The organism is Vibrio pacinii DSM 19139 (assembly GCF_000711795.1).
In the GTDB taxonomy this organism is placed as follows: Bacteria; Pseudomonadota; Gammaproteobacteria; order Enterobacterales; family Vibrionaceae; genus Vibrio; species Vibrio pacinii.
The window spans coordinates 12,342-28,278 of the sequence record NZ_JONH01000018.1 but is presented as its reverse complement, the minus strand read 5'-3'; the positions used below and the strand labels follow the sequence as shown (position 1 = coordinate 28,278).

16 protein-coding genes are annotated in these 15,937 nt (G+C 46.0%); 3 read left to right on the top strand and 13 right to left on the bottom strand.

Annotated features, from left to right (window positions below; all coding sequences use genetic code 11):
- Positions 1-62 precede the first annotated feature (62 nt).
- Genes tatB through rmuC form a run of 6 tightly spaced genes read right to left on the bottom strand, consistent with a single transcriptional unit; the run spans position 63 to position 5,439 of the window.
- Entirely contained in the window at positions 63-494 is a 432-nt protein-coding gene (gene tatB / locus BS19_RS12220) for a Sec-independent protein translocase protein TatB (RefSeq protein WP_038175578.1), read from the bottom strand.
- A gap of 3 nt (positions 495-497) precedes the next feature.
- Positions 498-752, bottom strand: coding sequence for a Sec-independent protein translocase subunit TatA (tatA, locus tag BS19_RS12215; RefSeq protein WP_038175577.1), 255 nt, complete (start codon positions 750-752; stop codon positions 498-500).
- 50 nt (positions 753-802) lie between these two features.
- A complete protein-coding gene (ubiB, locus tag BS19_RS12210; RefSeq protein WP_038175576.1) occupies positions 803-2,437 on the bottom strand; it encodes a ubiquinone biosynthesis regulatory protein kinase UbiB in 1,635 nt (544 codons plus the stop codon).
- Positions 2,434-3,039: a ubiquinone biosynthesis accessory factor UbiJ gene (locus BS19_RS12205; protein ID WP_038175575.1), complete on the bottom strand. Its 606-nt coding sequence runs from the start codon at positions 3,037-3,039 to the stop codon at positions 2,434-2,436. Before BS19_RS12205 ends, ubiB begins: the two co-directional genes overlap by 4 nt.
- Before the next feature lie 11 nt (positions 3,040-3,050).
- Entirely contained in the window at positions 3,051-3,833 is a 783-nt protein-coding gene (gene ubiE, locus BS19_RS12200; RefSeq protein ID WP_038175574.1) for a bifunctional demethylmenaquinone methyltransferase/2-methoxy-6-polyprenyl-1,4-benzoquinol methylase UbiE, read from the bottom strand.
- Between the two features lie 55 nt (positions 3,834-3,888).
- On the bottom strand, positions 3,889-5,439 hold the full coding sequence (rmuC, locus tag BS19_RS12195; protein WP_038175573.1) for a DNA recombination protein RmuC: 1,551 nt from the start codon (positions 5,437-5,439) through the stop codon (positions 3,889-3,891).
- Between the two features lie 167 nt (positions 5,440-5,606).
- Between rmuC and BS19_RS12190 the strand changes: the two genes are divergently transcribed.
- Positions 5,607-6,512 (top strand): DMT family transporter, encoded by a 906-nt coding sequence (locus BS19_RS12190; RefSeq protein ID WP_038175572.1) that lies wholly within the window; start codon positions 5,607-5,609, stop codon positions 6,510-6,512.
- Between the two features lie 25 nt (positions 6,513-6,537).
- Here BS19_RS12190 and BS19_RS12185 read toward each other — a convergent pair whose 3' ends face one another.
- The 4 genes from BS19_RS12185 to ftnA form a co-directional block, all read right to left on the bottom strand.
- On the bottom strand, positions 6,538-7,362 hold the full coding sequence (locus BS19_RS12185) for an HDOD domain-containing protein (RefSeq protein WP_038175571.1): 825 nt from the start codon (positions 7,360-7,362) through the stop codon (positions 6,538-6,540).
- 86 nt (positions 7,363-7,448) lie between these two features.
- Positions 7,449-8,642 carry a BaiN/RdsA family NAD(P)/FAD-dependent oxidoreductase gene (locus tag BS19_RS12180; RefSeq protein ID WP_038175570.1) on the bottom strand — a complete coding sequence of 398 codons (1,194 nt, stop codon included), beginning with the start codon at positions 8,640-8,642 and terminating at the stop codon, positions 7,449-7,451.
- A gap of 105 nt (positions 8,643-8,747) precedes the next feature.
- A complete protein-coding gene (uspB, locus tag BS19_RS12175) occupies positions 8,748-9,071 on the bottom strand; it encodes a universal stress protein UspB (protein ID WP_038175569.1) in 324 nt (107 codons plus the stop codon).
- 74 nt (positions 9,072-9,145) lie between these two features.
- A complete protein-coding gene (ftnA, locus tag BS19_RS12170) occupies positions 9,146-9,673 on the bottom strand; it encodes a non-heme ferritin (RefSeq protein ID WP_038175568.1) in 528 nt (175 codons plus the stop codon).
- A 156-nt stretch (positions 9,674-9,829) separates the two neighbouring features.
- Between ftnA and uspA the strand changes: the two genes are divergently transcribed.
- Together uspA and BS19_RS12160 are read left to right on the top strand one after the other, a co-directional pair.
- Complete coding sequence (gene uspA, locus BS19_RS12165) at positions 9,830-10,255, top strand: universal stress protein UspA (RefSeq protein ID WP_038175567.1); 426 nt, start codon at positions 9,830-9,832, stop codon at positions 10,253-10,255.
- Between the two features lie 72 nt (positions 10,256-10,327).
- Positions 10,328-11,209 carry a carboxylate/amino acid/amine transporter gene (locus BS19_RS12160; protein ID WP_038175566.1) on the top strand — a complete coding sequence of 294 codons (882 nt, stop codon included), beginning with the start codon at positions 10,328-10,330 and terminating at the stop codon, positions 11,207-11,209.
- Positions 11,210-11,258: 49 nt separating this feature from the next.
- Here the strand turns inward: BS19_RS12160 and BS19_RS12155 are convergent, their stop codons facing one another.
- The 3 genes from BS19_RS12155 to BS19_RS12145 form a co-directional block, all read right to left on the bottom strand.
- Positions 11,259-11,828: a hypothetical protein gene (locus BS19_RS12155; protein WP_038175565.1), complete on the bottom strand. Its 570-nt coding sequence runs from the start codon at positions 11,826-11,828 to the stop codon at positions 11,259-11,261.
- Positions 11,829-11,928: 100 nt separating this feature from the next.
- Positions 11,929-12,708 (bottom strand): class I SAM-dependent methyltransferase, encoded by a 780-nt coding sequence (locus BS19_RS12150; protein WP_038175564.1) that lies wholly within the window; start codon positions 12,706-12,708, stop codon positions 11,929-11,931.
- A 63-nt stretch (positions 12,709-12,771) separates the two neighbouring features.
- On the bottom strand, positions 12,772-15,909 hold the full coding sequence (locus BS19_RS12145) for an EAL domain-containing protein (protein ID WP_038175624.1): 3,138 nt from the start codon (positions 15,907-15,909) through the stop codon (positions 12,772-12,774).
- Positions 15,910-15,937: the final 28 nt, after the last annotated feature.

Sequence of the window (15,937 nt, the reverse complement as noted above, 5' to 3'; positions counted from 1 at the left end):
GAAACCTCTACGGTAAAAGATCGAAAAGGAGCTACTGGTTAGCAGCTCCTCCTAATGCGAGACTATTCGGCTTTTTTATCTGCCTGTGACAACGGCTGAACATCAAGTTGTTCAGTCGGTTGCTTGGAGTCATCAGCACTGTCAGCGCTATCTGCTAGCTCGCTGTCAGTCTCAACACGCTTACTGGTTGAGTCGCTTTTGCTCGCATACGGGCGTTGAACGTCTTGCGCTGCTTGTTTGAGCTGTTCGACGGAAGATTTCAGTTCAGGTGATAAATCTTCCATGCCCATTTTCTCAGCTTTACGCAAGTTGTCTTGTAGCTCTTGAACTTTCAACTCATGTGACAGTTCGTCTTTCACGCTATTGGCCATGTTTTTCGCCGCACCAATAAACTTGGAAACACTGCGAATGGCATGAGGTAAACGCTCAGGACCAAGCACTACAAGCCCAACGACAGATATTAATACCAGTTCCCAAAAACCGATATCAAACACCGGTTATGCCTGCTCTTTGTCTTTCTTAGTGTCAGCAGTCGACTCGGTTTTCTGCTGCCCTACACTCTTTTGCTGATCGAGATCTTTTTGCTCGAAGTCAGCGTCTTTCTTAGCCGCGTCGTCTTCGCTCATGGCTTTCTTAAAACCTTTGACTGCACCACCAAGATCGCCACCAATACCGCGCAGTTTTTTAGTACCAAAAAGAAGCACGACAATCACAGCAATAATCAAAAGTTGCCAAATACTAATACCACCCATTCTTTTTACCTCGGGTCTTATTAAACAAATTCATTTCAAGAGTTTAACGTCTATTGACGGTAAGCTCGCCAACTAAGCAACCAAAATGTGACACCACCAAAGGCACTGGCCAATGAAAGTTGCTCATAGGGGCTGTTAACCAATATTGCCGAGCATACGACTAATGTGGCTCCAACACCAAATAAAAATTTTCCGGTCGCCTGTTGTCGCTTTGTTGAGCGATAACCTTGGTAAAGCTGATCAATGCGTTGATTCATCATTTTACCTTGGCGTAAGCTATCATACAGTAGCTCTGGTAGTTCTGGCAGTTTCTCTGCCCAAAATGGCGCGCGGTCTTTCACCGCGTTGATCACCGCTTTAGGGCCAACCTGATTCATCATCCACTCTTCCAAGAAAGGCTTCGCGGTTTCCCATAAATCAAGTTGTGGGTAGAGCTGGCGACCTAAACCTTCGACATAAAGTAAGGTTTTTTGCAGCAATACCAACTGAGGCTGCACTTCCATATTAAAGCGACGCGCGGTGTTAAATAGATTCAACAACACATGGCCAAACGAAATTTCGCACAGGGGTTTAGCGAAAATAGGCTCACACACGATGCGAATCGCAAACTCAAACTCATCGACATTGGTTTCACGTGGAACCCAACCGGACTCTACATGCAACTCAGCGACGCGGCGGTAATCGCGATTAAAAAAGGCTAAGAAGTTTTCCGCTAAATAACGCTTATCTTCACTGTTTAACGTACCAACGATACCGCAGTCCAAACCAATCCAACGTGGATTTTCAGGGTGCTTCGGCTCAACAAAAACATTACCCGGATGCATGTCAGCATGAAAGAAGCTATCACGAAAGACTTGGGTGAAAAACACGCTCACGCCACGTTCCGCAAGTAATTTCATGTTGGTACCGTTTGCGACCAGTCCTTCGATGTCAGACACCTGGATGCCATATATTCGCTCAGAAACCATGACATTTTTATTACTAAAGTCAGTAATAATCTCTGGAACATACAGTTCTTCACTGCCTTCAAAGTTGCGTCTAAGTTGAATCGCGTTGGCCGCTTCTCGTCTTAAATCAAGTTCATCGAGCAAAGTTTTCTCGTACTCACGAACCACTTCAACCGGTTTTAAACGGCGTGTTTCAGGCGTTGCTTTGGCGACTATACGCGCCATGCGATACATCAGTTTTAGATCTGCATCAATGACTGGACGAATATCCGGCCTGATGACCTTTAATACCACTTCTTGGTTAGTCGACTTCAGCGTGGCAGTATGAACCTGAGCGATTGATGCTGACGCAAGCGGCTCTATGGCAAAATCATCGAACCAGGTTTCCAGCGGGCCACCAAGCGCTTGCTCAATTTGTTGTTTGGCCAACTGACCATCAAAGGGCGAGACCTGGTCTTGCAATAAAGCCAGTGGATCCGCGATGTGCGGTGGGAACAGATCGCGCCTTGTCGACATCATCTGACCAAATTTAATCCACACCGGCCCTAGCTCTTGCAACGCAAGACGTAAGCGTTCACCAAGCGGCTTGTCAGCATGCTTATTTTTAATCCAGAACAGGCTTTTTCTGACTAATATTGGCGCTTTGGTCAGTTGATGAGTCGGTAGCAACTCATCCAAACCATACTCTAATTGGACGCGAACAATATGATAGAGGCGACGCAGCTCGGAAAGTGTCATGCACGCTCCAGTAGTTGATTGAGCTTAGCTTCAATACGCGCCGCCTGGCTTTTAACCTCATCCACTTGATCGCAAAAATGCGCGACCTCAAGTGGTGGCGGAGCGATTCTCCACTCTTCGGTAAAGACTTGGGCCAGATGATGCTGGTGCTTACTGGCCTGCGCTTTAACCAAATGACCAAGGTTAGTCACCCCTTGCACAACCGTATGTGCCACCACATCGCCAGTCACTCTTGATAGCCACTCTTCGATATCAGGCTTACAGTCCGTCATCAACTGCGAGAACTTCTGCGCCAACTGAATATCCCCTTCCAACACCAACTTGTCTTGTTTGATCAATTTAGTGATATTGGATTGGTCGCGCAGTTCAGGTAAGACAGAGAGATTGAGTGACAGGTAGCAATCGGGCTGACCTTCATAGTGGGCTAACACATCAATCTGCTGACTAAAGATGAAGGTCAGCGTTTTATTCACTTCCTTAAGATGGACTTGAATCACCTGACCTTTTAGACGAGCAAGACGACGACCCAATTCAGGGTCATCGTTAATTAATGTATTCAGCGTAGTTTCAATCACAGCAGTGACAAGCGGTTCAAATGGCATAACACCCTACCTTAGAATTTGTAACCACGGTGCAGCGCAACAATGCCACCAGTTAAGTTGTAGTAGCTAGTTTGCTCAAAGCCAGCTTGATCCATCATGCCTTTCAAGGTTTCTTGGTTAGGGTGCATGCGAATAGATTCGGCCAAATAACGGTAACTTTCACCATCGTTGGCCACCAGCTCACCCATTTTAGGCAGTAGATGGAACGAGTAGGTATCGTAGATTTTTGACAGCGGCTCTAAGACTGGTTTGGAAAACTCCAACACCAATAAACGCCCACCGGGCTTAAGTACTCGATACATCGAGCGCAACGCTTTATCTTTATCGGTCACGTTACGTAGACAGAAGCTGATGGTGATAGCATCAAAATAGTCATCAGGGAACGGCAGCTCTTCGGCATTCGCTTGAACGTAGTGAACATTACCAACAATACCGCTATCACGTAGCTTGTCACGACCAACATTGAGCATCGAATTGTTAATATCCGCCAACACGACATGACCTTTCTCGCCGACGATGCGTGAGAATTTAGCCGTTAGATCGCCAGTACCACCACCGAGGTCTAACACTCGCTGACCAGGACGAACACCACTGCAGTCGATGGTAAAACGCTTCCATAGGCGATGAATACCACCCGACATCAAATCATTCATGATGTCGTATTTGGCTGCCACAGAGTGGAATACCTGAGCGACCTTAGCCACTTTCTCTTCTTTCGCTACGGTGGTGAAACCAAAATGCGTGGTTTCATTTGATTCTAAAGCTGTATTCGATTGCACGCTTGTATCCGTCATGATGATTCCTCTTCAAGCAGTGCGTTGTATTATGAAGGCCTCGCACTGCGGGCGATTAGTTTACTTTATCCTCATCCGGATGTCTTTGGGCGAAAGAGTCATTTTTCTCTGGCAACGACTTTTCTGTGAAATGGTCCTGCTGAGCCAACTGAGTCAAATCACTTGAAATCGGTTTTTTGACCTCAACCCCTAGCTGTTTAAAACTTTCCGCTTGGCGAATCACATTACCCCGCCCCGTGGCTAGCTTGTTCATTGCCCCTTGGTAATTTTGATTCGCTCTGTCGAGTGCTCCACCCAAGCTTTCCATATCATCGACAAATAACCGCAGTTTGTCATACAGCTTGCTGGCACGTTCAGCGATAATTTTAGCATTTTGATTTTGTCGATCATTGCGCCACAAATTATCAATAGTGCGTAGTGCCACCAGCAAGGTGGTCGGGCTGACTAAAATAATATTTTGCTCCATCGCATCTTTAACTAAGCTTGGATCTGCTTGAATCGCGACTTGAAATGCGGGCTCGACCGGAATAAACATCAAGACATAATCTAAGCTCTGAATACCTTTGAGCTGATGATAATCCTTTTGAGATAATCCTTTGATATGAGCACGAAGCGCAAGTAAGTGATCACTTAGCGCCTTGTCTCGCTCAACATCGGTTTCGGCATTAAAATAGCGTTCAAAAGCGACCAAGGCCATTTTCGAATCAATCACCACTTGCTTATCTTGCGGTAAATGCACAATTACATCCGGTTGATAACGCTTTCCCGCTTCATTTTGCAAACTCACTTGGGTTTGATATTCATGACCTTCGCGCAGCCCCGATTCGGCCAACACGCGCGCGAGCACAACCTCGCCCCAATTACCTTGCTGTTTGTTATCGCCTTTCAAGGCTTGAGTTAAGTTAAGCGCTTCTTTGGTCATCTGTTCATTGAGGCGTTGCAGGTTTTTCAGCTCGTGAACTAAGGTGTGGCGCTCTTTCGCTTCTTGATTAAAACTGTCGTTGACCTGCTTTTTGAAACCTTCGAGCTGCTGACGCAATGGCGATAATAGACCATCGAGACTCTGACGGTTCTGTTGATCCACTTTAGCGGTTTTCGCTTCAAACAGTTGATTGGCCAGTTGTTCAAATTGCTGTTTCAGTCGCTCTTCCGCCTGCTCAAGCAACTGGAGTTTTTCTTGATTAGCACTGTTTTTCTGCTCGTGACGCGCCTCTTGCTCACGCAGTTGCGCCTCGAGCTGAGACTTTTGTTCACGCACCTGATTGAGATCATCAGCATACTGTTGGCGCTCTTGCTTGACCGCTTCAAAGTAACGCAGCTTCTCTAAGACCGCCATCAACTTGCCATGGGATTGTTTGAGCTCGTAGGCGGCTTTATCTCGTTCACTATCTAATTGATCGAGCTCTTGCTGTGCTTGACGTAGCTCTTTTTCCAACTGCGTAATTTGGCTAGTGGCGAACTGCTGATTGGAGGAGAGTTGTTGCTCCAGAAGCTGATTATCAAAACGCATTTTCTGTTTGACCCACCAGCCAACGGCCAAACCGCTAACCAATGCACTGACTACCCCGCTAGTGAGTAGGCTTTGATGCTCAAGAATCCATTGCATAATAATGATTTAACTATTCAAACTAAGATACATTCAATGGTATTTTAGCACTGGATAAATGTCCAGTTTGTCGGCTAGATATCAAGCAGCTAGACTAGGCGCTTTATACTGACCCACTCAACTGACTGACGTATTTGGCAAAGTTAGCAACAAGCATAAGGAACACCATGAACGAGCGCCGCGCTTTAGGATTCGCTTTATCGGCCGTATTACTCTGGTCAACGGTAGCCACTGCCTTCAAACTAACATTGGCAGAATTCTCGCCGATTCAGATGTTGACGGTCGCGAGTATAGTGTCGTCGATCGCGCTGCTGGTAATTTGTGCCATCCAAGGCAAGCTGAAACAACTGCCAACTACGTTTATGTCTAATCCGTTTTACTACCTATTACTTGGCCTGATTAACCCACTCGCCTATTATATTATTCTGTTTAAAGCTTACGACCTGTTGCCTGCCTCTCAGGCCCAAGCCATCAACTACAGTTGGGCCATTACGCTGACCCTAATGGCAGCGGTGTTTCTCGGTCAGAAGATTCGTAAACAAGATTGGCTTGCCTGCACATTGAGTTACTTTGGCGTGATTGTCATTGCAACCAAAGGCGATGTGCTGGGGTTAAACTTTGACAGCCCACTAGGGGTCGGTTTAGCGCTATTGTCGACGCTACTTTGGGCTGGGTATTGGATTCTTAATGCTAAAAACAAAGCGGATCCTGTGGTTGGTGTGTTACTCGGCTTCTTGGTTGCTGTCCCTTGCGCGATCGGCCTAGCACTCTATGAAGGTAATAGCTTTAGCCACATCAGCACTCAAGGCTGGCTTGCCGTGACCTATGTGGGACTATTTGAAATGGGGGTGACGTTTGTGCTGTGGCTCAGCGCTCTGAAGCTGACGCAAAATACCGCACGCATCAGCAACCTGATCTTTGCCTCGCCTTTTATCTCTTTGATGCTACTTGCAACCATTATCGGTGAGCATATCCATCCGACCACACTCATCGGTTTATTGCTAATCGTGACCGGATTAGTGATCCAACAGATCAAGTTCAAGAAAAAAGATCTCAGCAAGCAGTCGGCATAGCATGTTGTTAAGCGAGGAGATTAGCCTAGAACAGTTGATAGGCCAATTCACTGCCCTGACCTCGCACCGCATCAATTTTACTCGCCAACTCTGGTGATACGTGTAAGGCTTGCGCCGCTTTACTTTTAGCGAGATAACGCTGTTTATCTCGCGCTTCAAACAGGTTGTCCCAACAGTAATGGGCATCACGCGCAAGATAGAGTAAACACGCCAAACGCTTCGACTCTACCGCTTTGCTCGGGTGATTAACATTGGCAATCGCATCGACCAGTTGAGTAGGAAATTTCCAGCTTTCCGCTAATACAGCACCAAGCTCTTGTGCATCAACCCCCAAAAGTTCTTTTTGCACCTGAGCGGCATTTTCTCCTGCGGCGGTACGCCGGTTGATCTCCACAGCTTTTTCAGGCTCTAAAGTGTGAATCATCAACTCACCAATATTGTGTAAGATACCGGTAGTAAACGCCTCGTTTGGGTCAAGTTTAATGTCTTTCGCCACGGTACTCGCAATGGTGGAAATCTCAAACGTCGCGGCCCAGTAATCTTTAATATTGATGGTGTCGATCTTGGGAAAGCTCGACGCAAGAATCGATGAGGAGATGAGGTTGCGAATGGCACCAATACCGATCCGGACGATGGCATCATTAATATTAGAAATGCCCTTAACACCACCAAACTGGGCTGAGTTGGCCATTCTTAGCACACGTGCCAGTAACACCTGATCCATAGCCATTTTATGTGCCAATTCGCTAAAATCGATGGTGTCACGATTGACCATCTCCAATAGCTCTTGCAGAACACTTTCAATACGCGGTAGCTCATTAATCCGAGAGATCAGTGCTTGTTGACTCATAGAGTTCACTCCTTAGATGCCCTTCACCTTTTTATAGAGTAAGTGTAGTCGCAATGAGTAAACTATTATTTAAAACCGCGGGGAAATTATACCCATTGACCTGCAGCGTAAGCAGAACTCCAGCACCACTGAAAGTTATAGCCGCCCAACCAGCCAGTCACATCCATCACTTCACCAATAAAATACAAGCCTGCTACTTGCTTACATTCCATAGTCTTTGATGAGAGATGATTCGTATCTACGCCGCCCAACGTCACTTCCGCGGTGCGATATCCTTCGGTGCCATTGGGTGTTATTTGCCACTGTTCGAGTTGAGCTGTCACTTCGCTGAGTTGTTTGCTGCTCAATTGCTTAAGTGGCTTATCTTCAAGCAACTTTAATTCAATCAATACTTCTACTAGACGCTTAGGTAACACTTTCGCGAGGGTATTTTTCAAACTCTGATTAGGGTGTTTGGCCAATGAACGCTCGAGCAACTCATCAACATCAACCTCTGGAACTAGGTTGACCGTCACCTTTTGCCCAGCGCGCCAGAATGACGAGATCTGCAGCACTGATGGGCCAGACAAGCCACGGTGAGTGAACAACAAGGCTTCTTTAAACACGGTGCCATCTTGCGCGGTGATTTCGGCAGGCACCGCTATCCCTGACAGCTCGGCTAAAGCTTGTTTGTCTTCTTTATGTAAAGTGAAAGGAACCAATCCTGCGCTGGTTGGTAACACACTTAACCCAAACTGCTCGGCCACTTTATAACCAAATGGCGTAGCGCCCAACTTCGGCATCGACAATCCACCGGTAGCAATGACCAACGATTGGCACTCAATCACACTGCCATTGGCACGCAACACAAAACCCGATGCTGTCTTCTCGATCTGTTGCACATCTTGTTGGTAACGCTGGGTAACGGTTGCTAGATCGCACTCTGCCAGCAGCATTTTTACGATATCTTTCGACGTGTAATCGCCAACACAAAATAACTGGCCATGATCGCGCTCTTCAAATTCAATGCCATGCTTACTCACCAAAGAGATAAAATCCCAGTTAGTGTATTGAGACAGCGCCGATTTCACAAAGTGTCGGTTTTGACATAAATAGTGGTTGGCCGACACCTCATAGTTGGTGAAGTTACATCGCCCCCCACCAGCAATCAGGATTTTTCGTCCTGGCTTTTTAGCGTGATCCAACACTAAGGTCTTGCGACCACGTTTGCCTGCCTCTGCTGCACACATTAAACCTGCTGCACCTGCACCAATAATGACAACGTCAAACTTTTCTGTCATGAACCACTACTCATAAAAACCAATAAAAAAGGATGTGCATACGCACATCCTTTGCAATTCGAAGCCTCATTCTAGCGGTATTTAATCTGATTGCCAATTCAGCAATTAAAGAATAAACGCCGCCAACAGTGTCACAACCAACAGAGAGGTTGATAAGATAAATAGCTCTCGCACCCGATCGCACTTACCCGTGAATACTTCATCATGATGGTGGTGATACTCTTTGCTCTTCAAGTAATGGTACAAGCGGAATTGCTTGGTCACGTTGCCGTGGGTAGTAAAAAAGCCATTACCATCAACCTGTTGATAGAGTAAGGGGTGAGCTTCCCGCATAATGTAAATCAGAGAGCGCAGTGCAGTAAGATAGCGAGCCATATTAACTAAGGTCACCATCATTAGTGCGAATAGAATTGTGTCAGCATTGATCATCTTTTCCTCCCTACATCTTCTAAAATGCCCTGAGAAAAAGACGATCTATCTATTAGAGGGTCTTACGCCGAATACTATTCAGCAGGGGCATCCATGATCGAAGATGAACCTTCTTTTGCTAAAGCCGCTAGATCTTTGTCGATAAAGAACAGTGCTTTACCGTCTTCGCCTACAAGATCCAACTTATCTAAGATCCCTTTAAATAACTTCTCTTCCTCGTGCTGCTCTGCAACATACCACTGTAAGAAGTTGAAGGTTGAATAGTCTTGTGATGTAAAGGCTAAGTGCGCAAGCTTGTTGATCTTCTCTGTAATCATCTGCTCATGCTCAAAGGTTTCACGGAATACATCACCCAGACTGTTAAATTCATGCTTTGGTGCATCAATTGATCCTAAGATTGGCATTGCGCCTGTCTCACTCACATAAGTAAACAGACGCTGCATGTGCCCCATCTCTTCTACGGCATGTGCACGTAAAAATTCAGCTGCACCTTCGAATCCTTTGTCTTCACACCAAGCACTCATTTGTAAGTATAGATTGGATGAGAAAAATTCGAGATTAATTTGCTCATTCAATTGTTCGACCATTGCTTGAGAAAGCATGTACCACTCCTACTAAGTCTATGAAGTTAAATTGACTATATTATTTTCACCACCATAACACTTTGTATGTCAAATGTGGATCTGAGATCACTTTGGCAAAAAATGTTACGCCAAGGTGCTAATCTTTACTCAGTACCCTTACAAGGAGATAGCACTATGAGTTATCAACATATTTTGGTCGCCATCGATCTTTCAGAAGACAGTAAGTTACTGGTCGAAAAGGCCGTGGCCTTGGCCAAGCCACTCAACGCGGCAGTATCGTTCGTTCATATCGACGTCAACTATGCCGAGCTTTATACCGGGCTGATTGATATCAATCTTGCTGAGACGCAGCACCAGGCCATAGAAGCATCGCAAAAGCAGCTGCAAGTACTGGCTGAACACGCTGATTTCCCAATCAAGCATACCTTGGTCGGCAGTGGCGATCTTAGCAATGAGCTGTGCGATACCATCAGTGAATTTAATATTGATTTAGTGATTTGTGGCCACCACCAAGATTTTTGGAGCAAGTTGCTGTCATCAACTCGCCAGCTCATTAACTGCTCGCCGGTTGATATGTTGGTTGTACCACTGAAAGACTGATTCAATAGGTCGTGTTGACCTAACAATATTGTTATACACTGCCCCTATAGTTTTTGATAATGAGTCGTAATTATGGGGTATTTATCTGCGGTCACTTTGCTGTGGGCGTTCTCGTTTAGCCTGATCGGTGTTTATCTCGCTGGTCAGGTTGATTCTTGGTTTTCGGTGCTAATGCGTGTCGCGTTGGCAAGCCTGGTCTTCCTACCATTTTTAAAGTTCAAAGGGGTTGATAAAGGTCTGATTGGCAAATTAATGCTTGTCGGCGGCTGTCAGCTTGGTTTGATGTACTGCTTCTACTACCAATCTTTTTTACTCCTTTCTGTACCAGAAGTATTACTCTTCACCGTGTTCACACCTATCTATGTCACCTTGATCTACGACCTGCTCAAGCGTCGTTTTTCACCTTGGTACTTGGTTACCGCCGTGATTGCCGTGATTGGTGCAGGCTTTATTAAGTTTGCAGGCATCAATGAAAACTTCGTGGTCGGCTTTTTCGTGGTCCAAGGCGCCAATATCTGCTTTGCCATCGGCCAAGTCGGTTACAAGTATCTGATGGAGCGCTATGAGGTTGAATTGCCTCAACATGCCATTTTTGGCTACTTCTATCTCGGCGCACTGTGTGTCGCCACTGTCGCTTTTGCATTGATGGGTAATATCGACAAAATGCCAACCACCCATACTCAGTGGGGTGTATTGATCTACCTTGGCTTGGTTGCTTCTGGCTTAGGTTACTTTGCTTGGAATAAAGGTGCGACCATGGTCAATGCTGGCGCATTAGCGGTTATGAATAATGCCCTTGTACCAGCAGGCCTGGTGGTCAACATCGTTATTTGGAACCGTGATGTCGATTTAGTCCAGCTTGCAGTTGGCGGCGCGATTATTTTGCTGTCACTTTGGGTTAACCAAACTTGGGTCAAACGTAAAGTCGAGCAGAGTTATCATTCTGCAAGTTAGAAATCAGCAAGCACAAGGCTCTCTATATCGGGAGCCTTGTGCTTATCGATTAATGAAGTGCTAGGCCCGTATTGACTGGGTTAATCGAGTTGGGGATCGGCTTGCAAGCTGCCAGTTTTGCCTCTAGCTTAGTTTGTTTATCTAATAACTTGCGCTGTTTTTTGGCAAGCTTAAGTTGTTTCTTTTGCAGCTTGTAATGCTTCTTGAGGGCTTTTTGGGCACGCTTTAACGCTTTTTTATCGAGCTCAGGTATAGCGCCGCTATCAACATCATTGTTTATTTCAATACTGTTCGCCAAGGTCAGCTTATTTGCATTCGCCACGTTCTGTTTGACTCGCTCAACCACTGCTTTGACGGCTTGTGCTTTATCTCTATCTAAAGGTTGGATTGATGAGATTGAATAGCTGGTGGGCTTGGGCGCCGGTTGAACAAAAGAGGTCTGGTTGCAGCTGTTCGAGGCTAGGCTTGCGATAGACGTCGGTTTACACAAGGTATTCTTGTCTGATGATGCACGTGAGCAAGAGCGGCACAAGTACTTAGGCTGAGCCACTAAACGAGAAAGGTCACTCAGATCCTCATCTCTCTGTTTGCGATTCATTTTACACAAACGCTTCGCCATGCTACCCCCAACCAAGAATACGAATAATTCTTACTAAGGTATACTCTATTTCTCTGCGATTAAGCAAGCAAAAATTTGCTCATAACAGTGGCATGTTCGACTAAGTCATTGAAGCATTGACATAAACATCAAAACGATTTTTTTTGGTCACTATTGCCATGGTCGGTTTGTGGTGATTGAGCCAATCGGCATAATCAGGACGTTTCACCACCACCCTTTTACTGGCAAGGGCTAAAGCAGGTTCTAATAGTCCATCAGCGTCCAAGTCGGGTCCCACTAATGATTGAAAGACTCGCATCTCTTTTTTGACCAACGCGCTCTTTTTCTTGCTCTCTGGGTGTGGATACATAGGGTCAAGATACACCACATCTGGGCGAGCAAAGTTAGGGTCAATGGCCAGTTTATCGAGCGCATCATGACTTGAGGCATGAATCAGACTCATGCGCTCAGATACCCACGGGCCGATCTCAGGGTCTTGTTTGGCGCGTTGTAAGCCATCATCAAGCAAGGCGGCGACAACAGGGTGCCGCTCAACCATCTGGACTTTACATCCCAATGACGCCAATACAAACGCATCACGCCCTAAACCTGCGGTACCATCTAGTACCGTTGGCGTTGAACCTTTGTTTAATCCAGCGGCTTTGGCAATCGCTTGACCCTTGCCTCCACCAAACTTGCGTCGATGCGCAACCGCACCCCCGACTAAATCGACATATATCGCACCAAGCTTAGGTTCATCCAGTTTGCGCAGCTCCAAACGTTGCTCGGTAAGAACCAGCGCAAACGGGCTAAGATCGTCATGACTAAGCCCCCAGCGTTGGGTCATCTGTTCAAAACGATCACGTTGAGTCGCATCTTCACATTGAAGCTGTAGTTGCACTGAATGTTCCTAAATAGTCTCTCTAAAGCGATAACGCAGTTTACTGGATTTTGCACCTAGGTACTAAGCTTTCTGTCTCGCAGAGAGCTGCTCTACCAACTCGGCCAGTGGCTTGGGTTTGCCGATGTAATAACCTTGGGCATAATCCACATCAAGCTCAATCAGTTGTTCGATAATGGCTGGGTTTTCAACAAACTCGGCGACGGTCTTTTTACCCATCTTATGTGCCAAATCATTAATGGAGCGTACCATTAAGTGATCCACCTCATTGATGTCCATTTCTTGGACAAAAATACCATCAATTTTGACAATATCGACTGGCAACTTTTTAAGGTAGCCAAACGATGACAGACCAGAACCAAAGTCATCTAACGCAATCTGGCACCCTAACGCTTTCACTTGGGTAAAAAACGCGATGGCTTGATTCATATTACTCATCGCAGCCGTTTCCGTAATTTCAAGACAGATTTTGCTGCACGGGACCGAGCTGTGTTCCAGTGTGTTTAGCAAGTAAGCGATGAATTCCTTGTTACCCATAGAGTGACCCGACAAGTTTATCGAGCACAACGACAGTTTTTCAAGAGCCTGAGGATGGTGCTCAAACCACGCCAGTGTTTGACTTACCACCTGCTTATCAAGTAAATGAGCGATGTTATAGCGCTCTGACGCAGGCATAAAAATTCCTGGTGAAATATAGTCACCCTCGGCGTTCTTGATGCGAATAAGTATTTCAAAGTGCATACCTGCATCATCGTTTGATAGACCTAGAATTTGCTGGGCAAACAGTTCAATACGCTGATTTGCTAACGCATTGTGCACTAGGTTGACGCTATTCATCTCTTGCTCACGCCGGCGCAGCTCCACGTCATCCAAACAATACATGTTAAAACGATTACGTCCCTCTTCTTTTGCCGCATGACACGCGGTGTCTGCTTGAGCATGAACCATTTGAGGTGATGCAGCGGTATGATCTATCAGCCGAATACCAATTGAGCAGGTTAAGTTGAGGCGAATATCTTCCCAAAGAAAAGCGTGTTCACTTAGGGTATTGATGATCATACTCGCCAGCCTTTTGGCGTCGAGCTCAGTACAATCTTTAAGCAGGATCGCAAACTCATCACCGCCCATACGCGCGAGAATGGTGTTGTATGGCAATACCTCTTCAAGCATGCTGGCACAGAATTGGATCGCCGCATCGCCCGCTTCGTGACCAGCGGTATCGTTGAGCACCTTAAGTTGGTCTAAGTCAATGTAAAGCATGGCGTGAGTACGGGTATCATCACTCACATCTTTAAGTGCTTGCTTGAGCGCATTTTCAAAAAAGTTACGGCTATAAGAACCTGTTAGAAGATCGTGTTCGGCCTGATATTTGAGCTGTTCTGCTAATGCGCGCGTTTCCGTTACATCCTCTCCCACAATGAGTAAATGGCCCGTTTCGACCAACGGCCTGATATTTTCGCGAATCCACACGGTCTGACCATCGGCATGGCGATATTCAATATCACGGCGCCACACACCATTGATAGCTTGCTTGGGTTGCAACAACACTTGCCGCGGAATTAAAGCATCGGCATGAAGATAAAACTCCCTGAGGCGATGACCTAAGATGTCATCCGCACAATAACCAAGCAATTGCTCGGCAAACTGGTTCGCTTGTTGAATACGATTATGCTCATCTAGCGTGACCATCATTACTGGCTGTTGATCGTAGTAATGGCTGAGATTAGTTTCGCGCTGGAACAGACGCTCTTCGGTGATTTTACGCGAGGTAATATCCCTTGCCTCAAACAAGAACTGAGCGCCATTTTTCTGCGATGGTATCGGTTTAAGCGATAGCTCTAAGACAATCGCCCCAAGCTCTGCATGCCAGATTTCAACTTCAAATTGCGCATTTTGTACTTGGTGATCTTGATTGAAATACCGCTCGATAGATTGCGCAGAATTATTTTCCCAATGGGGGTGCTGCCAGATCGGGCGGTCAACGCGGAAGCTTTGATCATACAGTAGGTCATGCAATTTTCGGTTACTAGACAGCAGCAAACCCTGACCATCAAGTACTCCAATAAAGTGATAGCTTTGGTCAAACACCATTTCAATTAAGGTTTGGCTCTCTTTGGCGAGTTGTTCACTGCGCTTAATCTGGCGTAAATAATAAACCAATCCCAATATCACAATGATCAATAACGCCATGGTCACGCCAATGGCCTCTAACTGACGATGATATTTTTCAGTGAAGGTTTGTGGTCGGTTAAACAGTGCCGCCGCAGGCTCTCCCTCAACACCAAGCCCCCACTTCTGAACCGCGTTATAATCGAGCTTTATCTCAGAAATACCCATCTCAACTGGCGGTAACGGGCCATTTAAGTTGTTAAGCACTTTCAACAATACCTTTGCTGTTTGCTGACCATGTTGTGTGCCGCCTTGAATGACCCCGCCAACAGCGCCAAACCCCAGCCCATAATCATGCGCCATATAAATCGGTGCTTTGGAGGCTTGATTGAGCTCCTCCCATAAGGTGCTATCAGAAATTACATCACCCGTTCGAGTACGATTGTAAAGCCAAAAAATTACCGCAGCTCGTTGATCAAGCTTGGAGATAAAATCAAGCAGTTGCTCAAAGTCATCAGGAATGTACGACACTAACTTTCCCTCATAGCCAGTGTTTGAAATTAGAAACGCCCCAATGTCAGCACGCGCCGCAGCGCCGGTTACCGAATGATCGCTAATGAAGTAAATCGAATCAATATCGGGTTGGATTCGCTCGATAAGCGCGATGTTGGCGGCAATATCGACGTTCTCGATAACACCTGTCGCATTAAGATTGCGATGTAAGTAAGGTTCGTAATGATTGATGCCACCAAAAATCACTGGCGTATCCCCAATCACGTCACCTAGCTTGTTGATCAGATTGAGGGCATTGTTATCACTGACAACAATCGCTTTAAACGCCTCTTGTTCAAATTTAGTCTTGTACAATAAATAGAGTTGATCTAAATATTGTTCACTCTGCGAGCGTTTGGTGTCGAGGTATAAAATTCGAGTCGAAAGGTTATAAGGGGCGAGCTGTTGTTCAAAGCCATATTGAAATGAGTCTGTCCAAAATAAGCCCTGATGATATGAATGCACCACAAGGATGTCATTTTCATCCGCATTCGCCGAGACGGTGCAAAAAGCAATAATGAGTAGAAGGCAGAAACGCAGCAAAATAGCTCTCTAAAACAATCGAGTA